Source organism: Pseudomonas sivasensis (assembly GCF_021391435.1).
GTDB classification, from domain to species: Bacteria; Pseudomonadota; Gammaproteobacteria; order Pseudomonadales; family Pseudomonadaceae; genus Aquipseudomonas; species Aquipseudomonas sivasensis.
Genome location: NZ_CP090029.1, coordinates 750,423 through 776,188 on the forward strand (window position 1 = coordinate 750,423; position 25,766 = coordinate 776,188).

General features: G+C 60.7%; 21 protein-coding genes and 1 riboswitch. Of the genes, 15 read left to right on the top strand and 6 right to left on the bottom strand.

Annotated elements, in window-relative coordinates:
- The first annotated feature begins 22 nt into the window (after positions 1-22).
- Positions 23-913, top strand: coding sequence for a LysR family transcriptional regulator (locus LRO94_RS03270; protein WP_095186080.1), 891 nt, complete (start codon positions 23-25; stop codon positions 911-913).
- Positions 914-936: 23 nt separating this feature from the next.
- A complete protein-coding gene (gene waaA, locus LRO94_RS03275) occupies positions 937-2,214 on the top strand; it encodes a lipid IV(A) 3-deoxy-D-manno-octulosonic acid transferase (RefSeq protein ID WP_179179598.1) in 1,278 nt (425 codons plus the stop codon).
- Positions 2,215-2,336: 122 nt separating this feature from the next.
- Here waaA and LRO94_RS03280 read toward each other — a convergent pair whose 3' ends face one another.
- Complete coding sequence (locus tag LRO94_RS03280; protein ID WP_095186078.1) at positions 2,337-3,776, bottom strand: TolC family outer membrane protein; 1,440 nt, start codon at positions 3,774-3,776, stop codon at positions 2,337-2,339.
- A gap of 196 nt (positions 3,777-3,972) precedes the next feature.
- Positions 3,973-4,078: riboswitch (TPP riboswitch) on the top strand.
- A 147-nt stretch (positions 4,079-4,225) separates the two neighbouring features.
- On the opposite strand from LRO94_RS03280, the gene thiC reads away from it, so the two are divergent.
- Both thiC and cytX read left to right on the top strand, forming a co-directional pair.
- Positions 4,226-6,115: a phosphomethylpyrimidine synthase ThiC gene (gene thiC, locus LRO94_RS03285; RefSeq protein WP_095186077.1), complete on the top strand. Its 1,890-nt coding sequence runs from the start codon at positions 4,226-4,228 to the stop codon at positions 6,113-6,115.
- A gap of 144 nt (positions 6,116-6,259) precedes the next feature.
- Positions 6,260-7,549 (top strand): putative hydroxymethylpyrimidine transporter CytX, encoded by a 1,290-nt coding sequence (gene cytX, locus LRO94_RS03290; protein ID WP_179179597.1) that lies wholly within the window; start codon positions 6,260-6,262, stop codon positions 7,547-7,549.
- On the opposite strand, the gene LRO94_RS03295 is transcribed toward cytX, so the two are convergent.
- Entirely contained in the window at positions 7,518-8,255 is a 738-nt protein-coding gene (locus tag LRO94_RS03295) for an RsiV family protein (RefSeq protein WP_032890438.1), read from the bottom strand. The genes cytX and LRO94_RS03295 overlap by 32 nt on opposite strands.
- A 192-nt stretch (positions 8,256-8,447) precedes the next feature.
- Between LRO94_RS03295 and LRO94_RS03300 the strand changes: the two genes are divergently transcribed.
- The 8 genes from LRO94_RS03300 (at position 8,448) to LRO94_RS03335 (ending at position 17,256) form a co-directional block, all read left to right on the top strand.
- Positions 8,448-9,065 carry an NUDIX domain-containing protein gene (locus LRO94_RS03300; RefSeq protein ID WP_032890443.1) on the top strand — a complete coding sequence of 206 codons (618 nt, stop codon included), beginning with the start codon at positions 8,448-8,450 and terminating at the stop codon, positions 9,063-9,065.
- Entirely contained in the window at positions 9,056-9,505 is a 450-nt protein-coding gene (locus tag LRO94_RS03305; RefSeq protein WP_003171323.1) for a DUF1249 domain-containing protein, read from the top strand. The genes LRO94_RS03300 and LRO94_RS03305 overlap by 10 nt, the downstream gene beginning before the upstream one ends.
- Positions 9,506-9,603: 98 nt before the next feature.
- Positions 9,604-10,419: a 3',5'-cyclic-AMP phosphodiesterase gene (cpdA, locus tag LRO94_RS03310; protein ID WP_032890445.1), complete on the top strand. Its 816-nt coding sequence runs from the start codon at positions 9,604-9,606 to the stop codon at positions 10,417-10,419.
- Between the two features lie 49 nt (positions 10,420-10,468).
- A complete protein-coding gene (locus LRO94_RS03315; RefSeq protein WP_032890447.1) occupies positions 10,469-11,077 on the top strand; it encodes a YqiA/YcfP family alpha/beta fold hydrolase in 609 nt (202 codons plus the stop codon).
- Positions 11,078-11,131: 54 nt separating this feature from the next.
- The gene (gene parE, locus LRO94_RS03320) at positions 11,132-13,036 is read left to right on the top strand and encodes a DNA topoisomerase IV subunit B (RefSeq protein WP_032890449.1); all 1,905 of its coding nucleotides are present in this window, start codon (positions 11,132-11,134) and stop codon (positions 13,034-13,036) included.
- Positions 13,036-14,031 carry an esterase-like activity of phytase family protein gene (locus tag LRO94_RS03325; protein ID WP_095186075.1) on the top strand — a complete coding sequence of 332 codons (996 nt, stop codon included), beginning with the start codon at positions 13,036-13,038 and terminating at the stop codon, positions 14,029-14,031. The genes parE and LRO94_RS03325 overlap by 1 nt, the downstream gene beginning before the upstream one ends.
- Before the next feature lie 73 nt (positions 14,032-14,104).
- Positions 14,105-16,369: a DNA topoisomerase IV subunit A gene (gene parC / locus LRO94_RS03330; protein ID WP_032890452.1), complete on the top strand. Its 2,265-nt coding sequence runs from the start codon at positions 14,105-14,107 to the stop codon at positions 16,367-16,369.
- 176 nt (positions 16,370-16,545) lie between these two features.
- Positions 16,546-17,256, top strand: a complete 711-nt coding sequence (locus tag LRO94_RS03335; RefSeq protein ID WP_032890454.1) for a PqiC family protein — start codon at positions 16,546-16,548, stop codon at positions 17,254-17,256.
- A 189-nt stretch (positions 17,257-17,445) separates the two neighbouring features.
- On the opposite strand, the gene LRO94_RS03340 is transcribed toward LRO94_RS03335, so the two are convergent.
- A complete protein-coding gene (locus tag LRO94_RS03340) occupies positions 17,446-18,978 on the bottom strand; it encodes an AhpA/YtjB family protein (protein ID WP_122756655.1) in 1,533 nt (510 codons plus the stop codon).
- A gap of 133 nt (positions 18,979-19,111) precedes the next feature.
- Between LRO94_RS03340 and serB the strand changes: the two genes are divergently transcribed.
- Complete coding sequence (gene serB, locus LRO94_RS03345; RefSeq protein WP_032890457.1) at positions 19,112-20,326, top strand: phosphoserine phosphatase SerB; 1,215 nt, start codon at positions 19,112-19,114, stop codon at positions 20,324-20,326.
- A 110-nt stretch (positions 20,327-20,436) separates the two neighbouring features.
- Here the strand turns inward: serB and asd are convergent, their stop codons facing one another.
- From asd to LRO94_RS03360, 3 genes are read right to left on the bottom strand one after another with little or no spacing between them, the layout of a single operon-like run.
- Entirely contained in the window at positions 20,437-21,297 is an 861-nt protein-coding gene (asd, locus tag LRO94_RS03350) for an archaetidylserine decarboxylase (protein WP_095186073.1), read from the bottom strand.
- Positions 21,298-21,312: 15 nt separating this feature from the next.
- A complete protein-coding gene (locus tag LRO94_RS03355) occupies positions 21,313-22,128 on the bottom strand; it encodes a rhodanese-like domain-containing protein (protein ID WP_179179596.1) in 816 nt (271 codons plus the stop codon).
- A gap of 57 nt (positions 22,129-22,185) precedes the next feature.
- Positions 22,186-23,721: an HDOD domain-containing protein gene (locus tag LRO94_RS03360; RefSeq protein ID WP_032890462.1), complete on the bottom strand. Its 1,536-nt coding sequence runs from the start codon at positions 23,719-23,721 to the stop codon at positions 22,186-22,188.
- 167 nt (positions 23,722-23,888) lie between these two features.
- Between LRO94_RS03360 and motA the strand changes: the two genes are divergently transcribed.
- Together motA and motB are read left to right on the top strand one after the other, a co-directional pair.
- Positions 23,889-24,740, top strand: coding sequence for a flagellar motor stator protein MotA (gene motA, locus LRO94_RS03365; RefSeq protein WP_032890464.1), 852 nt, complete (start codon positions 23,889-23,891; stop codon positions 24,738-24,740).
- Between the two features lie 3 nt (positions 24,741-24,743).
- Positions 24,744-25,760 (top strand): flagellar motor protein MotB, encoded by a 1,017-nt coding sequence (gene motB / locus LRO94_RS03370; RefSeq protein WP_032890466.1) that lies wholly within the window; start codon positions 24,744-24,746, stop codon positions 25,758-25,760.
- Positions 25,761-25,766 lie beyond the last annotated feature (6 nt).

The window sequence follows — 25,766 nt, forward strand, 5'->3', positions numbered from 1 at the left end:
ACCTATCCGATTTGAAGATGGGTTGGCCATGCAGTGGAATCTTGAACAGATGCGTCTATTTGTCGACGTCGCCGAGCAGCGTTCGTTTTCAGCGGTGGCGCGTGGGCAGCGCAAGGCGCAATCGGCGGTAAGCAATGGGATTGCATTGCTGGAAGCGGACTTGGGGGTGAGCCTGTTTGAGCGTAGCAGCGGGCGCCAGCCGCGCCTGACTGAAGCCGGTAGCGTGTTGCTGGAGGAAGCGCGCGAAGTGTTGCGCCAATGTGAGCGGCTCAATGGCCGCGCGCTGTCATTGACCCGTGGTGAAGAAGCTTGCCTGCGATTGGCTCAGGACGAGGCGATGTTGTTCCAGCCGGTGCTCGATAGCCTTGAGGCGCTGGCGGTGCAATACCCGTTGCTGGAAGTGCAACTGTCCAGTGCCGCCCAAGGCGACGTGGCGCGCAAATTGGTGGAGCGCAAGGCAGACCTGGGCCTGTTGTTCTATCACGACCAGATTCCCGAGGCCCTTGAGCGGCGCGTGGTGGGCAGTGTGGAAATGGTCACCGTCTGCGGCGTGAACCATCCGCTGGCCAAGAACGGGTACGTGACGTGCCAGCGCTTGGCCCAGTACCGGCAGCTGTTGATGTCGACTCAGACCAGTGTCTACCCCGGCAGCGAAGCAGCCAGTCCGCTGGTGTGGCGCGCCGACAGTTTCTACGTATTGGCCGAGTGGCTGATGAGTGGGCTGGGCTGGGCCTGGTTGCCGCGGCATATCGTGCAATACCCGACCTATCAGCAACAAATGGTGGAGCTGGACAGCGAATGGACGCCGCCGGCCCTGGTCGTGGAGCTGGTATGGCGTCGCGACGAGCACCTTGGGCCTGCTGCGCGTTTCCTTGCCGAACGTTTTGCCGAGTGCCTGCGGGCGATTGATTGAAAAAGTGGATAAACTCCGCCGCCATGAATAGAACTCTCTACAGCTGTCTGTTTTACCTGGCGCTGCCGTTGGTGGCTTTACGTCTGTGGCTGCGCGCGCGCAAGGCACCGGCCTACGCCAGACGCGTGGGCGAGCGGTTTTCCTATGGCTTGCCGGTGATGCAGCCTGGCGGAATCTGGGTGCATGCCGTGTCAGTGGGCGAAAGCATTGCCGCTGCGCCGATGATCCGTGGGCTGCTGGAGCGTTATCCTCAGCTGCCGATCACCGTCACTTGCATGACGCCCACCGGTTCCGAGCGGATCCAGGCGTTGTTCGCCAACGAGCCGCGTATCCAGCACTGCTATTTGCCCTATGACTTGCCGTGCGCCGCCAAGCGTTTTCTCGATCGCGTGCAGCCCAAGCTCGCGGTGATCATGGAAACCGAACTGTGGCCCAACCATATCCACGCCTGCGCCCAGCGCGGAATTCCGGTGGCGCTGGCCAATGCGCGGCTGTCGGCGCGCTCTGCCAAGGGCTATGGGCGTTTCGCCAAGCTGACGGCGCCGATGCTGGCTGAAATGAGCTTGTTTGCTGTGCAGACGCAAACCGAGGCCCAACGTTTCTTGAGCCTGGGCGCGCGGCCGGAGACTGTGGAAGTGACCGGCTCTATCAAGTTCGACCTGACCATCGACCCGCAGCTACTTGAGCGTGCCGCCGCCTTGCGCGAGCAATGGGGCGCCAGCGAGCGTCCCGTGTGGATCGCCGCCAGTACTCACGAAGGTGAAGATGAAGTGGTGTTGGCCGCTCATCGTCAGTTGCTCAGCCACTATCCCAACGCGTTACTGATTCTGGTCCCGCGTCATCAGGAACGCTTCGGCCCGATGTTCGACCTGTGCAAGCAGCAAGGATTTGCCACGGTGCGCCGTTCTACAGGCGAGCCCGTAAGCGCACAAACCTCAGTGCTGCTCGGCGATACCATGGGCGAGTTGCTGTTTCTCTACGCCCTCGCCGACAGCGCCTTCGTCGGCGGCAGCCTGGTGGCGACCGGTGGGCACAATCCTCTGGAGCCGGCGGCACTGGCCAAGCCGGTGATCATGGGGCCCCATGTGTTCAACTTCCTCGAAATCACCGCGATGATGCGCGAAGCGGGTGCGTTGCGTGAGGTGGATGACGCTGAAGGGTTGGCCGAAGCCGTGCGACAGCTGTTCGAACTGCCGCAGGATGCGCGCAAAATGGCGCAGGCGGGGCTCAAAGTGATGCAGGCTAATCAGGGCGCGCTGAAGCGGTTGCTGGATGGTTTGGGCCGATTGATCGCTCGCTGACCCAGCGCCGATCCAAAGGTAGGAGGGCGCTTGCTTCTGATAGCAGAGTGTCAGTCAAAACGACTGACCTGAAAGATTGCTATCGGGAGCAAGCCCCCTCCCACAGTTGTTTTGTAGTGTGCTCAGTATCCCGGGCGGGCCTTGAGTTGTTCGGCAGCGGCCTTGGCGAGGTCTGGCGGCAGGAAGTCCTTGTCCGGGTTGTAGTCCGCCTTGAGGTAGCGTGCCAGGTCTTGCAAGTCCCCTGGGTTCAAGGTGCCCGCCGCCTGCTTCAAGCGCAGGTTGTCGAGGATGTAGTCGTAGCGGCTGTTGTTGTAGTTGCGCACCGACGAGTAGAGCTGGCGCTGTGAGTCCAGCACGTCGACGATATTGCGCGTACCCACCTGGTAACCGATTTCCGTGGCTTCCACCGCGCTCTGGTTAGAGATGATCGACTGGCGGCGCGCTTGCACCTGTTCCACATCGGTGTTCACCGCGCGGTGCAGGTTGCGCGTATTTTCCACCACCTGGCGGCGCAGGCCCTCGCGCTGCTGCTCGGTCTGGCCCAGACGCGAGTAGGACTCACGCACTTGCGAGCTGGTCAGGCCGCCGCTGTACAGCGGGATACTCAGGCGCAGGCCGATGGTGCGCTGCTCGACGTCGCCGCGATACGGCGTGCCGAAAGCATTCGGGTTGCTGAAACCGAGCGCGTCGTTGTCGCCTTTTTCGTATTGCGCGACTGCGTCCAGAGTCGGCGCATGACCGGCCTTGCGCTGTTTGAGGGTTTCTTCAGCGGCGGTGACGGCGTAGTTGCTGGCCAACAGATTCAGGTTTTGGCGGCCAGCGGTTTCGACCCACGCCTTGGCGTCGTTCGGCAGCGGCGGCAACACCGGCAACGTGTGCACGATGCCTTGGATCGAGTTGTATTGGCGGTTGGTCAGCGTAATCAGCGCTTCAAAGGCGTCTTCCACCTGGCGCTGAGCCAGGATCCGGTTGGCGCGAGCGGTGTCGTAGCTGGCCTGGGATTGCAGCACGTCGGTCTTGTCCGACAAGCCCACATCGAAGCGCTCGTTGGACTGGTCCAGTTGGCGCTTGAATGCATTTTCTTCGGCCTTGGTGGAGGCCAGGTTGTCCTGGGCGCGCAGCACGGCGAAGTAACTTTCGGCGCTCTGCAGAATCAGGTTCTGTTCGGTGGCCGACAGTTGCAATGCGGCCTGCTCGTTGACGGCTTCGGCGGCTTGCAACTGGAACCAGCGGTCGGCGCGGAACAGTGGCTGGCTCAAGGTCGCGCGCCAGGAATGGGCGTCACGGTTGGCGGTGGCCGAGGGCGTGTCGATCTGGGTGCGCACATTGTTGATATCGGCACCAGCCGACAGATTCGGCAGCAACCCGGCGCGGGCCTGGGGTACCACTTCTTTTTGCGCACCGTATTGGGCCCGGGCGGCGGCCAGGTCGGCGTTGTTATCCACCGCTTCCTGATAGACGCTGACCAGATCGGTTCTGGCAGACAAGGGCGCTTCAGCTGCCCAGACCATTCCGTTGGTCGCACAAGACACGGCAACAGCCAGTGAAAGTTTGCGCAGCATGAGGCGATCCCTAGTGTGAATATTACGGCGATAATTTAGCGCCCAAGGCTACGGCTGGTCATTTCTGGCGTCAAGCCTTGAGGCGGCATCCGAGTGTAGTGGCGCGACCCCGGCACAACAATCCTGTAATTGCGCCATTCATCACGCTGAATGCTCCACTGTTGGCAATTTGCCCACGCCATGGTCTAGACTGGCCGCGTTCTTGTCGGGGTGCCTTGTTGGAAGGCTGAGATCGGTAAATACCGGATCCCGTTGAACCTGATCAGGTTAACGCCTGCGTAGGGAACAAGATTTCTCGTCACCCGGCGAGTCCTCTTGTGCTTCGTCCGGGATGCTGTTCGACAATCGAACAGTCCTCGTGCGCCAAGCACAGCACTGGTTTCAGTGCGTCCATCCGTCACAGGTTCGCTCCGACAAAAATCCACCGCCTGGATAAGTTGGAGCCCGTGATGACTACAAAACTAAAAAACACTGTGCATTTAAGTGAATCGGCCAAGGTCGACTCCGGCTCTGTGCAGCCGTTTACCCGCTCGCAAAAAATCTACGTGCAAGGCACTCGCCCGGACATTCGTGTGCCGATGCGTGAGATCAGCCTGGACGTGACCCCTACCGACTTTGGCGGTGAAATCAACGCACCCGTGGTGGTCTATGACACCTCCGGCCCGTACACCGACCCCAATGTAATCATCGACGTGCGTAAAGGCCTGGGCGATGTGCGCTCGCCGTGGATCGAAGTACGCGGCGACACCGAGCGCCTGTCCGGCCTCAGCTCGCATTTCGGCCAGCAGCGCCTGAGCGATGCCGAACTGACCGCACTGCGCTTTGCCCATGTGAAAAATCCGCGCCGCGCCAAGGCCGGCGCCAACGTCACCCAGATGCACTACGCGCGCAAAGGCATCATCACCGCCGAGATGGAATACGTCGCCATCCGCGAAAACATGAAGCTCGAAGAAGCCCGCGCCAGTGGTCTGTTGGACCAGCAACACGCCGGCCACAGCTTCGGTGCCAGCGTGCCGAAAATCATCACCCCCGAGTTTGTGCGCGAAGAAATCGCCCGTGGCCGCGCAATTATCCCGGCCAACATCAACCACACCGAGCTGGAGCCGATGATCATCGGCCGTAACTTCCTGGTGAAGATCAACGGCAACATCGGCAACAGCGCCTTGGGTTCGTCCATCGAAGAAGAAGTGGCGAAACTTACCTGGGGCATTCGCTGGGGCTCGGACACGGTGATGGACCTGTCCACCGGCAAGCACATCCACGAAACCCGCGAGTGGATCATCCGTAACTCGCCAGTGCCAATCGGTACCGTGCCGATCTACCAGGCCCTGGAAAAAGTCGGCGGCGCCGCCGAAGACCTGACTTGGGAGCTGTTCCGCGACACCTTGATCGAACAGGCCGAGCAGGGCGTCGACTACTTCACCATCCACGCCGGCGTGCTGCTGCGGTACGTGCCGCTGACTGCCAAGCGCGTCACCGGCATCGTGTCCCGTGGCGGTTCGATCATGGCCAAGTGGTGCCTGGCGCACCACAAAGAGAACTTCACCTATACGCATTTCGACGAAATCTGCGAAATCATGAAGGCCTATGACGTCAGCTTCTCCCTCGGCGACGGCCTGCGCCCCGGCTCGATTGCCGACGCCAACGACGCCGCGCAGTTCGGCGAGCTGGAAACCCTGGGCGAACTGACCAAGACCGCCTGGAAGCACGACGTGCAAACCATGATCGAAGGCCCCGGCCACGTACCGATGCAGTTGATCAAAGAGAACATGGACAAGCAGCTGGAGTGCTGCGACGAGGCGCCGTTCTACACCCTCGGCCCACTGACCACCGACATCGCGCCGGGTTACGACCACATCACCTCCGGTATCGGTGCGGCGATGATCGGTTGGTTCGGTTGCGCCATGCTGTGCTACGTCACGCCCAAGGAACACCTGGGCCTGCCGAACAAGGATGACGTGAAGACGGGGATCATCACCTACAAGATCGCCGCCCATGCCGCCGACCTTGCCAAAGGCCACCCGGGCGCGCAGATCCGCGATAACGCCTTGAGCAAGGCGCGCTTCGAGTTCCGCTGGGAAGACCAGTTCAACCTCGGCCTTGACCCTGATACCGCGCGCTCCTATCACGATGAAACCCTGCCGAAGGACTCGGCCAAGGTCGCGCATTTCTGCTCAATGTGCGGGCCGAAATTCTGCTCGATGAAAATCACCCAGGAAGTGCGTGAATACGCGGCCAACCAGCGCATTGAAGCGGTGGATGTGGACGTGGCCAAGGGCTTGGCGGAGCAGGCAGAGCGGTTCAAGCAGGAAGGCAGTCAGCTTTATAAGAAGGTCTGATCCGAGGTTGCAGGTGCTTTTAAGGGCCTCATCGGGGGCAGGCCTCCTCCCACACTTGAACGTGTTCGCCATTCAACATGTGGGAGGGGGCTTGCCCCCGATAGCAATCTTTCAAACAACACATGCCCCTCAGAGATAACACCCTTGAACATTCAACCGAGCACCTACTCACCGGACATCGCAGTCCCCCAAGACAAACGTGTCTTCGGCGCCCGTGACCTGTTCTCCCTATGGTTCTCCCTCGGCATTGGCCTGATGGTCCTGCAAACCGGCGCTTTGCTTGCGCCGGGGCTGGGCCTGTCGGGTTCATTGCTGGCAATCTTCCTCGGCACTCTGGTCGGCGTGTTGTTGCTGGCCGCCGTCGGCGTGATCGGCAGCGACACCGGCCTGTCCGCCATGGCGGCGCTCAAGCTCAGCCTCGGTGCCAAAGGCGCGAGCCTGCCCGCGTTGCTCAACTTGCTGCAGTTGATCGGCTGGGGTTCATTCGAAATCATTGTGATGCGCGATGCGGCCAGCCTGTTGGGTACGCGAGCATTCAGCGAGGGCAGCCTGCTGGCCAGCCCGTTGCTGTGGACGCTGTTTTTCGGCGGCTTGGCGACGCTGCTGGCAGTCAGCGGTCCATTGACCTTTGTGCGTCAGATCCTGCGCAAATGGGGCATCTGGCTGCTGCTCGCCGCCTGTCTGTGGCTCACCTGGAACTTGTTCGCCAAGGCTGATTTGGCCGCGCTATGGGCTCAGGCCGGTGACGGTTCGATGCCGTTCGCCGTGGGCTTCGATATTGCCATCGCCATGCCGCTGTCCTGGTTACCGCTGATTGCCGATTACTCCCGTTTCGGTAAGCGCGCTAAAAGCGTGTTCGGCGGCACCGCGGTGGGCTTCTTTATCGGTAATTTCTGGCTGATGAGCCTGGGCGTGGCCTACACCCTGGCATTTGCGCCGAGCGGTGAAGTGAACGCGCTGCTCCTGGCTTTGGCTGGCGCCGGCCTGGGGATTCCGCTGCTGCTGATCCTGTTGGACGAGTCGGAAAATGCTTTTGCCGATATTCACTCGGCGGCGGTGTCCAGCGGGGTTCTGTTGCGCTTGAAAGTCGAGCATCTGGCGTTGGCCATCGGTGTCATCTGCACCTTGATCGCCTGTTTCGCGCCGTTGGCCCAGTACCAGAACTTCCTGCTATTGATCGGCTCAGTGTTTGCGCCGTTGTTCGGTGTGGTGCTGGTGGATCATTTCATCCTGCGCCGTCGTGGTCAGGGTGTGGTTGCCGGCCTGCGTTGGCCGGCGCTGTTGGCCTGGTTAGGTGGCATTGCCACTTACCATCTGTTGGCCAATCTGTACCCGGATGTCGGCGCAACCCTGCCGGCGCTGGTGCTGGCAGGGCTGCTGCAGTTCATCCTGGGTCGGGCCTTCAGCGGCGTGCGGGTACCAGCTCAGGCTTGAGAATGCCGTCCAGGCGCGAGTAGGGAATTTGCAACTCGACATGGCCCAAGGCATACGGCGCGATGGTGGTGGTGGGGTACTTGAGGACCACGCCACCATAGGTCAGCGCAACGTTCGGGGTTTTCTGGAAGGGGTAGGTTTTCACAAACTCCGGCTCCAGGCTCAGGCGGGTGCTGATCAACCAACTGTTGTGTGCCACTTGGGCGGCTTTCCAGAAGGCGTCCTCTTTACCCGGCAGTAGCATGTCGGTGAGCGAGAGGGCCTTTTGCTGCTGGCGCGAATAGTTGATGAATGCGCGGCCCGGCTCGCCATGGGTGGCGCCCTGGTCCAGATAGCTGGACAGTTCGATGATCACCAAGCCGTCATGCTGCTCCCGTACCTTGGCCTGCAAATACATGCTGTTGCTTGGGGCCGCGGTTTTCAGGAATTGCTCGCGATAGGTCTCAAGGCTGGTCGGCAGCGGGTTGGCGCCGGTCATTTCCAGCAGGCGCTGTTCGATCAGCGCGTCCAGCTTGGGTTCCTTGGCGAAGTGCACGGTGTCGATATTCACCAGTGCGCAATCGGCGCTGGCGCAGCCCGGCCGGGTTTGTTCAGTGGTGTCGCGGGTGGCTTCCAGCGGGGTACGCCAGTTGGGTTGGAACAAGCTTTGGCAGGCGCCGAGGGTCAAGGCGATGCAGGCCACGGAGGCGATTTTTAAAAGCGACATGGGTGTCCTTCGTCTATCGATAAGAGCGAAATTGTGCAGCTTCGACTACCAGCAAGGCAGTCAGTTCGCCACTAAGCTGATTAGAGTGAGTTTGACGCCCGCCGTCTATCCCGGCAACCGGAAAGGGGCTGCATCCGAGGGCGGGAGCGCGTTAGGATGGCGCGAATTGCTCAGGCATAACGAGGAAGGGATATGACGGACACAGCAAAATCGACGCCGAGCACAATCGAAATTGTTCAGCGCGACAATGCCTACAAGGGCTTCTACCAGCTTGATCGCGTGCAACTGCGCCACGAAAAATTCGATGGCGGCATGAGCCGGGTGATCAACCGCGAAGTCTTCGTCCGTCACGACGCGGTGTGTGTCTTGCCGTACGACCCGCAGCGCGATGAAGTGGTGTTGATCGAGCAGTTCCGTGTAGGCGCCATGGGCCGCAGCAACAATCCTTGGCTGGTGGAAATGGTCGCGGGCCTGATCGACAAGGATGAAGAGCCGGAGGAGGTTGCACACCGCGAAGCCGAGGAGGAAGCTGGGCTGACGTTCTCCGCGCTGTGGCCGATTACCAAGTATTTCCCGTCGCCCGGTGGCAGTACCGAGTTTGTGCATTTGTACCTGGGCCGTTGCGAGAGCGCCGGTGCAGGTGGTGTCCATGGATTGGAAGAAGAGGCAGAAGATATCCGCGTCACCGTCTGGGCCTTCGAAGATGCCCTGCAAGCGGTGCGCGACGGCAAGATTTCCAACGCAGCCAGCATTATCGCCCTGCAATGGCTTGCGCTTAATCGCGCGGAAGTGAGGGGGTTATGGCAGTAAAGGCACGGGAACGTTATCGAGTCGACCTGATCGGGCTGCAAGCCGCCTGCGAAGCCAACTATGCGCGGCTGATGCGCCTGTTGCCCGATATGCGCCACGCCCCCGAGGCACGGCGTATCGGCGTAACCCATGGCGACCAAATGCTCGGCGTACTGGCCCTGGAAGTTATCGTCAACTGTCCGTACACCACCACCCTGCGCGTTCGTCAGGAGCACAGCCTGCCTTGGCTGCCGGTGCCGCAACTGGAAGTGCAGGTTTACCACGACGCCCGCATGGCCGAAGTGATCAGCGCCGAACATGCACGACGCTTCCGCAGCATCTATCCTTACCCAAATGTGTTCATGCACCAGCCCGATGAGAAAGCACAGCTCAATGTGTTCCTCGGCGAGTGGTTGAGCCATTGCCTGGCTCTGGGTCATGAGTTTGAGGTCGTGCGGTAGATGTGAACTGCGTCTGCTTCCTTGGGTTTCCTCTTTGTGTTCTGCCCCAGCATAATCGCCCCAATTGTCTATTCCTGTGATTGCCTTGGGAGAGCGCCTTGCCGAGCGTATCCACCGTGAACCCCGATGCGCCGGCGTTGCTGGTGCAACTGTCCGACAGCCACCTGTTTGCCGAGGCCGACGGCACGCTGCTGGGTATGAATACCCGTGAGAGCCTGCGGCGTGTAATTGAGTTGGTGTGCCAGCAACAGCCGCAAATCGACCTGATAGTGGCTACCGGGGACTTGTCCCAGGACGGCACGCTGGAGTCGTACCAGCAATTTCGCGACATGACCGCATCCATCGGCGCCCCTGCCCGCTGGATTCCCGGTAACCACGACGAGCCGCAAATCATGGCGCACGCCGCTGCGCACAGCGACCTGCTTGAACCGGTGGTGGATGTGGGCAACTGGCGCATCACACTGCTGGACTCTGCCGTACCGGGCTCGGTGCCAGGCTACCTTCAGGACTCGCAACTGCAATTGCTGGCCCAAGCCCTGAGTGAAGCCCCCGGCCGTCATCATCTGGTGTGCTTTCACCATCACCCAGTGTCTTTCGGCTGTGCGTGGATGGACCCCATCGGCCTGCGCAATCCCGAAGCGTTGTTTGCCGTGCTGGACCGCTTTCCCCAAGTCAGGGCAGTGCTCTGGGGGCATGTGCACCAGGAAATCGACCGCGAACGTAATGGCGTGCGCCTGCTAGCGTCGCCGTCTACGTGCATCCAGTTCGCGCCGGGCAGCGAGGACTTCAAGGTCAGTGAGCAGGCGCCGGGGTATCGTTGGTTGCGTTTGCATGCCGACGGGCGGCTGGAGACCGGGGTAGAGCGCTTGGTCGGGTTCGCGTTTACGGTGGATTACGGTAGCAACGGCTACTGAGATTTACCTGTAAACTGCGCGCTTTTGGCGCAAGCACGGAGAGCCCGGTATGTCTGCTTCGATCCTGTATATCCACGGTTTCAACAGTGCGCCGGCGTCCAACAAGGCCAGCCAGCTCATCACCGTGATGAACAGCCTCGGCCTGGCCGACCAACTGCGCGTGCCGGCGCTGCATCACCACCCCCGTCAGGCAATTCCTCAGTTGGAGCAAGCCATTGCCCAACTGGGGCGGCCACTGCTGGTCGGCAGCTCACTCGGCGGCTACTATGCAACCCATCTTGCCGAGCGCCATGGCCTCAAGGCGCTGCTGGTCAACCCGGCGGTGAGCCCCCATCGGATGTTCGACGGCTACCTGGGCACCCAGAAGAACCTCTACACCGATGAAACCTGGGAACTGACCCACGACCACGTCACGGCACTCGCCGAGTTGGAAGTGCCGGCACCCCAGGATGCTGCGCGTTATCAGGTGTGGTTGCAGACCGGGGATGAAACCCTGGATTATCGCCTCGCCCAACAGTATTACCGGGCCTGCGCCTTGCGCATCCAGGCCGGTGGCGACCATGGTTACCAAGGGTTCGCCCAGCAATTGCCGGCGCTGTTGAGCTTTGCCGGCATTGGCGCAGATCAGTATCAATCCTTCGATTTTTCGGCACTGTAATTGCCTTGAAAACCGCAGGTTACTTTTTAATCGAACGACTCACGACGAGACCCCATGGCCACTCCCAGCGCTAGCTCTTATAACGCCGACGCCATCGAAGTCCTCTCGGGCCTCGACCCGGTGCGCAAACGCCCCGGCATGTACACCGACACCAGCCGGCCGAATCACCTTGCCCAGGAAGTCATCGACAACAGCGTTGACGAAGCCTTGGCCGGGCACGCGAAGTCGGTGCACGTCATTCTCCACGCTGACCACTCCCTCGAAGTGTCCGACGATGGTCGCGGCATGCCCGTGGACATTCACCCGGAAGAGGGCGTGTCAGGCGTCGAGCTGATCCTCACCAAGCTGCACGCCGGCGGTAAGTTCTCCAACAAGAACTACCAGTTTTCCGGTGGCTTGCACGGTGTGGGTATTTCCGTGGTCAACGCCCTGTCGACGCTGGTGCGGGTCAAGGTCAAGCGCGACGGCAACGAGTACCAGATGACCTTCGCCGATGGCTACAAAGCCACCGACCTCGAAGTGATCGGCACCGTGGGCAAGCGCAATACCGGTACCAGCGTGTACTTCGCGCCGGACCCGAAATACTTCGATTCGCCGAAATTCTCCATCAGCCGCCTCAAACACGTACTCAAGGCCAAGGCCGTGTTGTGCCCGGGCCTGCTGGTGACCTTTGAAGACAAAGGCACCGGTGAGAAGGTCGAGTGGCATTACGAAGACGGTCTGCGCTCTTATCTGGAAGATTCCGTCAGCGACTTCGAGCGCCTGCCCAACGAACCGTTTTGCGGCAGTCTGGCCGGCAATAAAGAAGCCGTCGACTGGGCGCTGCTGTGGTTGCCCGAGGGCGGCGACAGCGTGCAGGAAAGCTACGTCAACCTGATTCCCACGGCTCAGGGCGGCACCCACGTCAATGGTTTGCGCCAGGGCCTGCTCGATGCCATGCGCGAATTCTGCGAATACCGCAGCCTGCTGCCGCGCGGCGTGAAGCTGGCGCCGGAAGACGTGTGGGAGCGCATCGCGTTCGTGCTGTCGATGAAAATGCAGGAACCGCAGTTCTCCGGCCAGACCAAAGAGCGTCTGTCGTCCCGCGAGGCGGCGGCGTTTGTCTCTGGTGTGGTTAAGGACGCCTTCAGCCTGTGGCTCAACGAGCATCCTGAGCTGGGCTTGGCCTTGGCCGAACTGGCGATCAATAACGCCGGCCGTCGCCTCAAAGCCAGTAAGAAGGTTGAGCGCAAGCGCATCACCCAGGGCCCGGCACTGCCAGGCAAACTGGCCGATTGCGCCGGGCAGGACCCGATGCGCTCCGAACTGTTCCTGGTGGAGGGTGACTCCGCCGGCGGTTCCGCCAAACAAGCGCGGGACAAGGAATTCCAGGCGATCCTGCCGTTGCGCGGCAAGATTCTTAACACTTGGGAAGTCGACGGCAGCGAAGTCCTGGCCAGCCAGGAAGTGCACAACATCGCCGTGGCCATTGGTGTCGACCCAGGTTCTGCGGATATCGCCCAACTGCGTTACGGCAAGATCTGCATCCTCGCCGACGCCGACTCCGACGGGCTGCACATCGCCACGTTGCTCTGTGCCCTGTTCGTGCAGCACTTCCGCCCGTTGGTGGATGCCGGTCACGTCTACGTCGCCATGCCGCCGCTGTATCGCATCGACCTGGGCAAGGAGATTTTCTATGCCCTGGATGAAGCGGAGCGCGATGGCATCCTCGACCGCCTGGTGGCCGAGAAGAAACGTGGCAAGCCGCAGGTCACGCGATTCAAAGGTCTGGGTGAAATGAACCCGCCACAATTGCGTGAAACCACCATGGACCCCAACACCCGGCGCCTGGTGCAGTTGACCCTGGAAGACTACGCCGCCACCTCGGAAATGATGGACATGCTGCTGGCGAAGAAACGCGCGCCGGACCGCAAGTCCTGGCTGGAATCCAAAGGCAACCTGGCCGAGGTGGTGGGCTGATGCGCACAGGCGTCGCCCTGGCGATCCTGATGATGAGCGGGCTGGCGGCCACCCCGGTGGTTGCTGCGCCCGTGGCAGAGCTCAAACTCGTGTCCGAGCACCCGGTGGATGGCATGCGCGGCGGCAATCTGTCGGGTCTGGCTGTGTGCGGCAAGGAATTGTGGACGGTTTCCGACCGTGACGACGATCAGATCTACCGTCTGGATATCAGCGCGCCGACCTGGCAGGCCGAAACGGTGAAAATCGAAGTGCCGCCCGTGCCAGAGTCCGGTCTGCCTTGGGGGCTGCGTTCGCGCACCACGGCTGCTTCGTTTATTCGCGGTGGCGACCTGGACTTTGAAGGGATCAGCTGCGATGTTGCCGGTAATCGCTACATCGTCAGTGAAGCCCATGCGGCAGTGCTGCAAGTGCCTGCCACCGGCGCACCTGAATGGCTGAAGATTGCCCCAAGCATGGTGCGTGAGGCCCGGGCCAGTGGCATGTTGCTGCACTTCAATGCGCTGTTTGAAGGCTTGGCGGTGAACCCTGAAGGCAATCAAATCTGGCTGGCGGCCGAGCGTGAGCGGCGTGGCTTAATTTCCATCAAGCGAGGGCAAAGCCTGTGGAGTTGTGAGGGCCCTTGCGTGTTGTTAAGTGAGGCCGGCCAGGAGGTACAACCGGCTAAATTCACCGACGCCAAGCCCGTGTCCAAGGATTTCGCTGATCTCTCCCTGTTCAACGGCAAGCTGTTTACGCTGGAGCGCAACGCGTTCCAGATTTGCCGGCGCGATGCGGTCACCGCCAAGGTCGAGCTGTGCTGGTCGTTTGCCGACGAAACCCTGGTGCCCGAGCGGCGTTATGCCCAGCCCTATGGTCTTGCCGAAGCCCTTGTGGTTGATGCTGAAGGCGCGTGGCTGGGTATCGACAACAACTTCGGCCCTCGCGCCGATGGTGAAAAACGCCCGGTGGTCTATCGTTTTGCCGCCCCGGTCGGCGGCTGGAGTGCCCAGCCGTGAATGATCAAACACTTGAATTGACTCAGCGCAGCGGCATTTCCGCTGCGCCTTACCAAACAATGATGAGGCCCGCATGAGTGACATCCTCGCAGACAGCTTAGACGGCGTAGAACGCCGGTCGCTGGCTGACTTCACCGAAAATGCCTACCTCAACTACTCCATGTACGTGATCATGGACCGCGCGTTGCCGCATATCGGCGACGGCCTCAAGCCCGTACAGCGGCGCATTATCTACGCCATGAGTGAGTTGGGCCTGGATGCCGATTCCAAGCACAAGAAATCGGCGCGTACCGTCGGTGACGTGCTGGGTAAGTTCCACCCCCATGGCGACTCGGCGTGCTACGAAGCCATGGTGCTGATGGCCCAACCGTTCAGCTACCGCTACACGCTGGTGGACGGCCAGGGTAACTGGGGTGCGCCGGATGATCCTAAGTCCTTCGCCGCGATGCGTTACACCGAGGCGCGGTTGTCGCGTTACTCGGAAGTGCTGCTCAGCGAACTGGGCCAGGGTACTGCGGATTGGGGCCCGAACTTCGACGGCACACTGGACGAGCCTCTGGTGTTGCCGGCACGTTTGCCGAACATCCTGCTCAATGGCACCACCGGTATCGCGGTCGGCATGGCCACCGACGTACCGCCGCACAACCTGCGGGAAGTCGCCACCGCCTGCGTACGCTTGCTGGATGAGCCAAAGGCGACCGTCGAGCAGCTCTGTGAGCATATCCAGGGCCCGGACTACCCGACCGAAGCGGAAATCATCACGCCGCGCGCCGATCTGCTGAAGATGTACGAAACCGGCAAGGGCTCGGTGCGCATGCGCGCTGTGTACCACATTGAGGACGGCGACATTATCGTCACCGCTCTGCCGCATCAGGTGTCGGGCGCCAAAGTGTTGGAGCAGATTGCTGCGCTGATGCAGGCCAAACCGTCGAAACTGCCCCAGGTCGCCGACCTGCGTGACGAGTCCGACCACGAAAACCCATGCCGTATCGTGATCATCCCGACCAACAGCCGGGTCGATCACGAAGTGCTGATGCAGCACCTGTTCGCCAGTACCGATCTTGAGTCCAGCTACCGGGTCAACATCAACATCATCGGTCTGGACGGTAAGCCGCAGCTGAAAAACCTGCGCAACCTGCTGGTGGAGTGGTTGGAGTTCCGCGTACAAACCGTTCGTCGCCGCCTGCAATTCCGCTTGGACAAGGTCGAGCGCCGCCTGCACCTGTTGGACGGCTTGCTGATTGCCTATCTCAACCTGGATGAAGTGATTCACATCATCCGTACCGCCGAGCACCCGAAAGCCGAATTGATCGCGCGCTTCGAGCTGAGCGAGATCCAGGCTGACTACATCCTCGACACCCGCTTGCGTCAATTGGCGCGACTGGAAGAAATGAAACTGCGCGACGAGCAAGACGCGTTGCTTAAGGAGCAAGCCAAGCTGCAAGCCCTGTTGGGCAGTGAAGCCAAGCTGAAAAAGCTGGTGCGTACCGAGCTGATCAAAGACGCCGAAACCTACGGCGATGACCGTCGTTCGCCAATCGTGCAGCGTGCTGAAGCGAAGGCGCTGACAGAAACCGAACTGCTGCCAAACGAGAAAATTACCGTCGTTCTGTCGGAAAAGGGTTGGGTTCGTTCGGCCAAGGGGCATGATATTGACGCCACTGGCTTGTCGTACAAAGCGGGTGATGGGTTTAAAACCGCCGCGGCCGGGCGTTCTAACCAGTTTGCGGTGTTTATCGACTCCACGGGGCGCAGCTATTCAGTGCCGGCGCACACCTTACCGTCAGCACGGGGGCAGGGCGAACCGTTGACCGGGCGTCTAACGCCGCCACCAGGGGCGAATTTTGAATGCGTGCTGCTGCCGGACGATGACTCGCTGTACGTCATCGCCTCCGACGCCGGTTACGGGTTTGTGGTCAAGGGTGAAGACCTGCAGGCCAAGAACAAGGCGGGCAAGGCGTTGTTGAGCCTGCCGAATAACGCCAAGGTGATCCTGCCGCGACCGGTAGATGACCGTGAGAGCAATTGGCTGGCGTCGGTGACCACCGAAGGTCGTCTGCTGGTGTTCAAGATCAGCGATCTACCCCAGCTGGGCAAAGGCAAGGGCAACAAGATTATTGGTATTCCAGGGGAGCGGGTGGCCAGTCGCGAAGAGTACGTGACCGACATCGCGGTGATCCCGGAAGGTTCCACCCTGGTGCTCCAGGCCGGCAAGCGCACGTTGTCATTGCGCCCTGACGACCTTGAACACTACAAGGGCGAGCGTGGTCGTCGCGGTAATAAACTGCCTCGCGGCTTCCAGCGTGTGGATGCTTTGCTGGTGGAAACGCCGGTTTAAGGCGTATTAGAGCCCTCGATCTACGATTTAAAGCGTAGATCGGCTCTTTGGCGCTGGAGTCATGGCGCATATTCACGGATGATATGGCCTTTCCAGCGCCGGCGTGGCCGAGCGTGTTTAGGTTATTTTTAGTATTACATTGTGGTTCGCCTTGTGGCAGCCACCTGGATGGGATGATGACTGCTCCACGCCTTCCTTTATTTTTGATGCTCGCTGGCCTTTTGGGGTTGGCGGGTTGCAGCACACACCAACCGGTGTCGCTGTACCAGCTGGACAGCGGAAGTCCGGCGCAACCTGCACAAAGTGCCGGTATGGCAGTTCTGCTAGGCCCGGTGGTCGTTGCCGACTACCTGCAACGCGAAACCCTGCTGCAGCGTCAGAATGACGGTAGCCTGCAAGGTTCCACCGATGGTCGTTGGGCGGGTAGCCTGTCTTCGGATATCAACCAGCTGGTATTGCGCCAAGTCGCGGGCCATCTCGATAGCCAGCGCGTGGTACTGGCACCCGCACCGACGGGTTTCAGCCCGGATGTGCAGGTGCTGCTGACCATTACGCGCCTCGACTCGGGTGTGTCGCAACCGGCAATCCTGGATGCACAGTGGCGCTTGATCGACCGTCGTGGCCAGGTGCGCGATAACCGTATCGTGCACCTGCAGGAAGAACACACCGGTTCCACGGCATCCCAGGTCCAGGCCCAGGGCGTGCTGTTGCAGCACTTGGCACAGCAGTTGTCGGTGGCCCTCAAACCACTCGCCAACCAGCCGCCGATTGCCGAGGCGCCGCGCAAGCAAGCTCCGGCGGTGCAGGCCAAGCCAGCAGAGCCGCAGAAGCCGAAGATGCCGATGGCTACGCCCATTCGTACGGATATGGAAGTGTTCAGGTTCTGATCTGAAACAGCTTCAACAAAAAAGGCCCGCTGACTTAGCGGGCCTTTTTGTTTGTGGAGATATAAGTCACGGCGCAGATCAAGTGTGGAAGGGGGCTTGTCCCTGGTTGCGTTGGTTCAGTTAATGATGTGCTAACTGATGCTCCGCAGTCGGGGGTAAGCCCCCTCCCAATTGGTTCGGCGGTGTTCTTCAGGGCTTGGAGCGAGTCTCATGCATCCGCGCCAACTGGCGTTCAAGCATCGAGGGATACGGCTCCATCAACCGCTCCACACAGCTTGCGCCTTCAGGGCTGGCAATCGGTCGGATGCGAGCGCGTTGGCGGATCAGCGTGTCTTCACTGATCTTGCGCTCCACCAGCAGCAGGTTGCGGCTGTGTTGCGAAAGGGCCAGGGCGTCTTGGGCGATTTCGGTCAGCAGCAGGTCGATCTGGCTCATGCCGAACAGGTCGTCACCTACCGTCAAGCCAAGTTGCAGTTGCAGGGTGATGCCGCTGTCCGCCACTTCGATCTGCAGGGCATGGCCCAGGGCGCGCAGCAGTTCGCCGCAGCAGATGGCGTTGGTCAGGTAGTCTTCGCCGCTGTCTTCGCTGTGGAACAGCATCAGCGTGCTGCCATCGTTCAGGGTGTGCAGTTCGCTCTGGTACAGCGAGGCCGCTTGGTCGAGGCAATCGCGATAGCGTTCCAGCAGTTCCGTCAGGCGTGCGCGGGGCAGGCGGCGCAGTTGGTCCTGGGCACCCAGTTGCACGGCCAATACGGCGCTGTGCTGGGGCTCGGTGTTCCTCGCAGGTACCGGTTTCGTCGCGACGGCCGGGCTGTTGGCCGAGGTGTCGCGCAGGTCGGCGAACGGGTCTTCATCGTCCAGCTCGTCTTCTTCAGCCTGGATGACCTTGCGTGTTGCAGGCTTGAGGCCTGCCACCGGGGTGCTTTCGTCGAAGCCAGGATCACGCAGGTCGCGCACTTCAAACTCGGGCTCGTCGTCGTAATCTGTGTCGTCGAACTCAGGTTCCGGCTCCACTTCACGAACCACTGGCTCCGGGGCGAAGCTGGCGTGGAGTTGGCGGGCGAGGTCGCCGATTTCGTCCTGGCGGTCGGTGGCTGGCGTGTGTTCGTCGATATCCCGTAACCAGATGCGCAGTTGCATCAATGGCGTAGAAATGTGCCGACCCAGCCGCAGGCTTAAGGCCAAGGCCAGTGCCAGCAGGATTGCGCTGAGGATGCCCATGCTTTGCAGGCTGATGGTCATCGGCTGCTGGAATTGCTGCATGTCCAGGCTGATGCGTAGTTGGCCGGCCTTCACATCCTGGAACGTGATGTTGCTCTGGTACAGTCCTTCGGCTTCACCCAGCAGGCCGTTTTTCGGGCGTTGCCCGGCTTCGGCCATGATCCGGTTGTCCACGCTGTAGATGGCGGCGTGGGCCACCAGCGGGTTTTTGGTCAGGTTGTTGAGCAGCACGTTGAGGCTGAGGATGTCGTTGGACACCAACAGCTCAGTCGCCGAGGTGGCGGTCTGGGTCGTCAAGCTCTCGCCCAGGGCGTCGGCTTGCTCGTGCATGGCCTGTTTGAACTGCAAACCCATCACGCAGGCATAGATCACCAGGGCCAAGGCCACCAGGATCACGTTATGGCTGGCGATGCGTAATGCGATCGGTACACGGCGGTGGCGCAGTGCCCGGAAGATCAGCAGGAAGAAGTTATCGGTTTTTACTGGCGTGGGCCGGTTCACTTGCGCTCGGCTCTCGGTCCGTGAAGTTGACGCGCAGTATAGCGACAGGCCTAGGACCGGCAAAGCGCTGGCTGTGCCCGATGGTCACTGAAAGTGGGTAGAATGCGGTTTTTTTCCAGCCTGGGGGTGCGCCTTGCGCGAAATTGTCCTGATTAACATCACCGGTGAAGACCGCCCGGGTCTTACCGCCGCCATTACCGGTGTTCTGGCCCAGGGTGGTGTGAACATTCTCGACATTGGCCAGGCAGTGATCCACGACACCCTGTCGTTCGGCATCCTGGTGGAAATCCCCAGCACCGAACAGGCCTCGTCCGTACTCAAGGACATCCTGTTTACGGCGTATAAGCTGGATCAACAGGTGCGTTTCACCCCTGTTTCCGAAGACGACTACCAGCATTGGGTGGCTGGTCAAGGGAAGAAACGCCATATCGTCACGTTACTGACCCGAAAGGTCACCGCCGAACAACTGCAGCGCGTCAGCTCCATTACCGCGCAGTATGGTTTGAATATCGACCATATCGACCGTCTGTCGGGGCGCATGCCGCTGGACACGCCGGCAGATCAGGGCAAGGGCTGCATCGAGTTCTCCGTTCGCGGCGAGCCGGCCGATCCGCAGGCCCTGCGCGCCGAATTCCTTAGCGTGGCCCAGGAGCTGAATGTCGACATCGCGTTCCAGGAAGATTCGCTGTTCCGTCGTAACCGTCGCCTGGCGGTATTCGACATGGACTCCACGCTGATCGAAGCCGAAGTCATCGACGAACTGGCCAAGGCCGCTGGCGTGGGCGAACAGGTTTCCGCAATCACCGAGCGCGCCATGGCCGGCGAGCTGGACTTCCGCGCCAGCTTCAAGGAGCGCCTGGCACTGCTCAAAGGCCTGGATGTCAGCGTGCTGGACTCCATCGGCGCCTCGCTACGCCTGACGGAAGGTGCCGAAACCCTGTTCGCCGAACTCAAGCGTTTGGGTTACAAGACTGCGATCCTGTCCGGCGGCTTCACCTACTTTGCCAAGCAATTGCAGGCAAAGCTGGGCATCGACTATGTGTTCGCCAACGAGCTGGAAGTGGTTGATGGCAAGGTGACCGGCGTCGCGGTCGAGCCGATTGTCGACGCGCAGCGCAAGGCGGATCTGCTGAAGGAATTGGCACACAAGGAAGGTTTGCGTCTGGAGCAGACCATTGCGGTCGGCGACGGGGCGAATGACTTGCCGATGCTGGCGATCGCCGGTTTGGGTGTGGCGTTCCGCGCCAAGCCATTGGTCAAACAATCGGCCAAGCAGGCGATTTCGACCTTGGGGTTGGATGGCGTGCTGTATCTGCTGGGCTTTCGCGACCGCGACGGTCAGCTGTAACTGACTAAATGTGGGAGGGGGCTTGCCCCCGATGGCAGTGGTTCAGTCACTGATGTGTTGACTGATTCCCCGCTATCGGGAGCAAGCCCCCTCCCACATTGGGTTCGGTGTCAGGCTTTAGGTAAAGCGATACCTTGGCCCATCTGCACTGGCGAACCCGCCACCAGTTCTTCAGCCCACTTCACCTGATCCGGCCCAAACAGCACAATCGCGGTCGAACCCAACTTGAAGCGACCCAGCTCCGCACCTTTTTCCAGATGAATAGGCGCACGCGCCGCTTCGTCGTAGCGGAAGGTTTTCAGTTCGCGCTTCGGTGGGGTCACCAGGCCAGCCCATACGGTTTCAATCGACGCGACGATCATCGCACCCACCAACACGACGGCCATCGGACCGCGTTCGGTGTCGAAGATGCAGGCGACACGCTCGTTACGCGCAAACAGCTCCGGCACATTTTCGGCGGTGGTCTGGTTCACCGAGAAGATACGGCCTGGGATATAGACCATTTCCCGCAGGGTGCCAGCCAATGGCATGTGCACACGGTGGTAGTCCTTCGGCGACAGATAAACCGTTGCGAAGTCCCCGCCCATGAACGGTGCCGACAAGGCTGCATCGCCACCCAGCAACTCCAGCACGCTAAAGCTGTGGCCTTTAGCCTGGAACACACGCCCATGCTCAATCGGACCAAGCTGGCTGACCGCGCCATCGGCGGGGCTGAGCACCGCGCCTGGGGTTTGATCCAGCGGGCGCGCGCCATCTTTGAGGGCGCGTGTGAAGAAGGCGTTGAAGTGCTCGTAGGCGGTCACGTCTTCAACCAACGCCTGGGACATGTCTACTTGGTAGCGTTTAGCGAACCAGGTGGTGAAAGCGTTCTTGAACCAACGCACGCGGCACTCGGCAATGCAGCCAGCGAGGCGCGACAGCAAATGGTGCGGCAGCAAGTACTGGCTGAGGATAAACAACTGCTTTTTCATAACTGTCCTTAAACCTTAAATCTCAACGGGGGTGTCGGGGTGGTTGCCCCATTCGCCCCAGGAACCGGCATAACCTTTGACTCGGGGATAACCGAGCGCCTTGGCCACCAGGTAGGTGAAGCCAGAGCGGTGGTGAGTCTGGCAGTGGGTGATGATTTCTTTATCTTTCGTCAGCCCGAGGTCTTCGAGGATCTGCGGCATGTCGCGGCGGATACGCAGGCTGCGTGCCTTGTCCATGCCGGCAGTCCATTCGAAATTTACCGCGCCGGGGATGTGCCCGCCTTTGGCGGCGAGTACCTTCTCGCCGGAATATTCCAGCGGGCCGCGTGCGTCCCAGATACCCAGGTCGGCCGCGCCGAGACGGCTTTGCAGGTATTCGCGGGTGGCCGTGGGACCGTCATGCAGCGTGAGGCTGACGGGGCCGCCGACGGGGCCGGGCACTTCGGTGGAAACGGGGTATTTCTCCTCCAGCCAGGCCAGCAGGCCGCCGTCGAGGTAGTGGTATTTCTGGTGGCCGATTACGTCGAGCAGCCAGATAAAACGCCCGGCCCAGCCGCCGCCTTCGTCGTCGTATACCACGTAGGTGGCGTCGGGCGTGTGGCCCAATTCGCCGAAGAGTTTTTCCAGGTCGGCTTTATTGGGCAGCAGGCCGGGGGCCGGCGGCTGGCCCAGTTGGGTGCGCTTGGGGTCAACGAAATGCGCGCCGGGGATATGCCCTTCGGCGTAGCGGACGGCACTGGTGAGGTCCACCAGAATCAGGTGTTCGGCATCCAGTTGACCGAGCAGGTCGCTGGATTCGATCACCAGCGGCAAGCCAGAGAAGTCAGGCATGTGAGGTCTCCTGGGCACAAATGTTGGCGATAAAGGACGGCGATTGTAGCGCAAGCATTAGGCGCTGCGGTTGGTAAAGCTGTGCAGGGCTTTCTCTATGCACTGGGCGGTTTTGCCGAAAGCCTGCACGGTGGTTTCCGAAAACGGTCCGCCGCCCTGGTCGGCGACCATCAGCATTACCACACGGCCGTTGCAGCTCATCGAACGCAACAGCAGGTGTTCGCCTGTGAACAGACGGCGCAGGATCGGCGGCAGCAAGGCCGAGAACTGCGCGTGGTTATCCGGCGTGAGGCGTACTTGGGCGGATTTCTCCAGCAGGCGCTGTAGCAGCGTGCTGTTGACCACGTCCAGGCTCAAGTTGGCGGCGTCTTTGGGCAGACCGTCGGCCTGGTGCACGCGCAAGGTGCTCAGGGCGCGATCGGCCATGAACAACAAGACTCGCTGCATGCCGCTGGCCACCAGAGCTTCCTTGGCGCAGGTGGTCAAATGCATGGCGTTGGCAAAGCGGCTCGGCTCTAACAGCAGTTCGGTGCAGCGGTTACGCCACACGGCCAGGGCCTCGGCAGTCGGTGGCGGCGCCGGCAGCAGGCCGCGATGAATCTTCTGCACATTCCACGGCCAGATCAGCGACAGCGCCGGGTGCCAGAGGTCGGGCATTAGAGTGCTGCGGGCGCTGGTGACGGCTTGTTGGTGAGATTGTTGCTGCACTTCAGCCAGCGGTTGCTGCAAATACAGCGCGGTAAGGTATTGCCAGCGTTGAGTGTGCGGGCAGGTCCAGGACTCTTGGGCTGACATCGCCAGGCCGTTGGCTAGCAGCACGGTATTGGCCGGCTGGTTCAGCCAACGGCGCAGGTTGGGTTCGGCGTCTAGCAATTGCTGATGGCGCAACGAGTCGTCTTCACGGGCGATATGAAGTGCCTTGACCAGCAAGCGTTGCTCGTTCAACAGCAGGTTATAGCCCTGGGATACCCAGATCGGTAGGTGCCAGGCTTCGGTCAGGCCGAGGCACAGGTCCAGCAGGCGCACGCCGAACAGCTCCTGCTCGACTTTGCGTGCAGGCTCGCCCTTGTGGATGACACGCAGTTCCCATTCTTCAAGGAGCTTGGGGTAGGCAACGGCCATCGGCCACAGCGGCGACAGAAACAGCAGGCTACCCCAGTGGATGTCTTGCCAAAGCCGCGCCAGACGACTGCCGAACAGACCGTTGGCTTGCTGCGACGCGTGCTGGCTCACCAGCAACAGTTGACGCAATGCTACGGGAATCTCTTGGGCGGGCACCGAGGGCAGGCGCGCCAGCAGTTCCTCGGCGCGCTTGAGGCCCAGGCGATTGAGCGCTACTTCGAGGTTTTCCGCCGGCTCCGCCAGGCTGCCATGGTTATGGCTGTTGGCCTCGCGCATGACGCTGAGTACCAAAGCCGGGCTGTTTTGCATCAGCTCGGCAATATCTCGCAACGAACTGCGGCTGTCGCGGATGGCTTTGCACACACGGTCGTGGCTGGCCTGGGGAACTGGCAGCAGCACGTCGTCCAGGCGCTTGATCCAAGCGGCGAGAGAGATAGGTCTTACAGATGGGACTGTCGTTTCATTAGCCATGATTGGGGCGCGATCATCACTTGCGGTCAACACGCCCGGAGCGGGCCGAACTGGCTTTTCGCCTTAACGGGCTATAGTCTGGCGCAGTTTTGCCGATAAGAGGAACAAGAGTTTTCCAGTTCCCCCAAATATGTCCATGAACCCGACGGCGCAAGTACTCATCTCCTATGGCTAAAATTATCGGCATCATCGTCGTCTTCGCGAGCGTGCTCGGCGGGTACGTCCTGTCCCACGGTAAAATTGCGGCACTGATCCAGCCTTTCGAGGTGATGATCATTGGCGGTGCTGCACTGGGCGCTTTCCTTCAGGCCAACCCCGGTTACATGACTATGCACGTGGTCAAGAAATCGCTGGCCATGTTCGGTTCGCGCTTCACTCATACCTTCTACCTGGAAGTGCTGGGCCTGGTGTACGAGATCCTCAACAAGAGCCGCCGCGAAGGCATGATGGCCATTGAGGCCGACATCGAGGACGCCTCTGCCAGCCCGATTTTTGCCAAGTACCCGGCCGTGCTCAAAGACGAGCGCATGACCGCCTATATCTGCGATTACCTGCGCATCATGTCCTCCGGCAACATGGCTCCCCATGAGCTGGAAGGCCTGTTCGACATGGAATTGTTCAGCCTTAAAGAAGAGTTGGAGCATCCTTCCCATGCCGTGACCGGTGTGGCCGACGGCATGCCCGGCTTTGGTATCGTCGCGGCGGTACTCGGTATCGTGGTGACCATGGCCTCCCTGGGCGAGGGCGATCAGGCGGCCATCGGTATGCACGTAGGTGCGGCGCTGGTGGGTACCTTCTTCGGTATTCTCGCCGCTTACGGTTTCTTCGGCCCGCTGGCCACCTCCCTGGCTCACGATGCCAAGGAAGAAATCAACCTGTACGAATCGATCAAGGCCAGTCTGGTAGCGTCCGCGTCCGGCATGCCGCCATCGTTGGCAGTGGAGTTCGGTCGCAAGGTCTTGTACCCGAAGCATCGCCCAAGTTTCGCCGAGCTGGAACAAGCGGTTCGCGGTCGCTAAGCCATGGAAAACAACCAGCCGATAATCATCAAGCGCGTCAAGCGCTTCGCTGCGGGGCACCATGGCGGCGCCTGGAAAATCGCCTTCGCCGACTTTGCGACGGCGATGATGGCGTTCTTCCTGGTGCTGTGGCTGATGTCGACCGCCACGCCCGAACAGAAGATCGCCATCGCCGGTTACTTCAAAGACCCGATTGGCTTCTCGGAGAGTGGCACGCCCTTTGTGATCGACCTGGGCGGCTCGCCGCAGTTGGCCCCTGAGCGCACCATCAATCCAGAGGTCAAGACCGAATCGCCTCAGGAGAACATCCCGATCGAGCGCGACACCGTCGAGAGCATGGCTGAACAGGTTGAGCAGGAACGCCTGGAGCTGTTGCTGCAAGAGTTGCAGACCAAGGTGGATGAAAATCCGCAGTTGCTGAAATTCAAGGATCAGATCTCGTTCGAGATCACTCCGGAAGGCTTGCGCATCCAGATCACTGATGCAGCCAACCGGCCGATGTTCGATTCCGGCAGTGCGCGGCTGAAGCCGTACTTCGAAGACATCCTGCTGGCCATGGCTGACACCATCAAGGCAGTGCCGAACAAGATAAGCATCAGCGGCCACACGGACGCCAAGCCGTATGCCGGCCAGGGTGACTTCGGCAACTGGGAACTCTCGGCCAACCGCGCCAACGCTGCCCGTCGTGCGTTGGTGGCAGGCAGCTACCCCGACCCGCAAGTGGCGCGCGTGGTGGGTTTTGCCTCCTCGCAGCTATTTGAACCCAAGGATCCGTTCAATCCGATTAACCGGCGCATTGATATCGTCGTGCTGACCAAGAAGGCTCAGCGTGCGATTGAAGGTGATCAGCCACCTGTCGTGCCAACCCCAGGTGCGGGCGCGCCGGGCGAAGTGCCGGTTGACCCGAATGCCATTCCACCAGGGCAGGAGCCGTTGCCGGCCCATGAACTGCGGCAGAAGCTGAACCTGTTTGACGATGGTGGGATGAAGGATCCTACGGCGCCTAAGACGGGCTCGTAAGTTCTT

What these genes read in the sequence shown, in the direction of transcription:
- waaA (WP_179179598.1), top strand. Translation starts at nt 937, where the DNA reads ATGAATAGAACTCTCTACAGCTGTCTGTTTTACCTGGCGCTGCCGTTG.
- LRO94_RS03280 (WP_095186078.1), bottom strand. Translation starts at nt 3,776, where the DNA reads ATGCTGCGCAAACTTTCACTGGCTGTTGCCGTGTCTTGTGCGACCAAC.
- thiC (WP_095186077.1), top strand. Translation starts at nt 4,226, where the DNA reads ATGACTACAAAACTAAAAAACACTGTGCATTTAAGTGAATCGGCCAAG.
- LRO94_RS03295 (WP_032890438.1), bottom strand. Translation starts at nt 8,255, where the DNA reads ATGTCGCTTTTAAAAATCGCCTCCGTGGCCTGCATCGCCTTGACCCTC.
- LRO94_RS03300 (WP_032890443.1), top strand. Translation starts at nt 8,448, where the DNA reads ATGACGGACACAGCAAAATCGACGCCGAGCACAATCGAAATTGTTCAG.
- LRO94_RS03305 (WP_003171323.1), top strand. Translation starts at nt 9,056, where the DNA reads ATGGCAGTAAAGGCACGGGAACGTTATCGAGTCGACCTGATCGGGCTG.
- LRO94_RS03315 (WP_032890447.1), top strand. Translation starts at nt 10,469, where the DNA reads ATGTCTGCTTCGATCCTGTATATCCACGGTTTCAACAGTGCGCCGGCG.
- parE (WP_032890449.1), top strand. Translation starts at nt 11,132, where the DNA reads ATGGCCACTCCCAGCGCTAGCTCTTATAACGCCGACGCCATCGAAGTC.
- LRO94_RS03325 (WP_095186075.1), top strand. Translation starts at nt 13,036, where the DNA reads ATGCGCACAGGCGTCGCCCTGGCGATCCTGATGATGAGCGGGCTGGCG.
- parC (WP_032890452.1), top strand. Translation starts at nt 14,105, where the DNA reads ATGAGTGACATCCTCGCAGACAGCTTAGACGGCGTAGAACGCCGGTCG.
- LRO94_RS03335 (WP_032890454.1), top strand. Translation starts at nt 16,546, where the DNA reads ATGACTGCTCCACGCCTTCCTTTATTTTTGATGCTCGCTGGCCTTTTG.
- asd (WP_095186073.1), bottom strand. Translation starts at nt 21,297, where the DNA reads ATGAAAAAGCAGTTGTTTATCCTCAGCCAGTACTTGCTGCCGCACCAT.
- LRO94_RS03355 (WP_179179596.1), bottom strand. Translation starts at nt 22,128, where the DNA reads ATGCCTGACTTCTCTGGCTTGCCGCTGGTGATCGAATCCAGCGACCTG.
- LRO94_RS03360 (WP_032890462.1), bottom strand. Translation starts at nt 23,721, where the DNA reads ATGGCTAATGAAACGACAGTCCCATCTGTAAGACCTATCTCTCTCGCC.
- motA (WP_032890464.1), top strand. Translation starts at nt 23,889, where the DNA reads ATGGCTAAAATTATCGGCATCATCGTCGTCTTCGCGAGCGTGCTCGGC.
- motB (WP_032890466.1), top strand. Translation starts at nt 24,744, where the DNA reads ATGGAAAACAACCAGCCGATAATCATCAAGCGCGTCAAGCGCTTCGCT.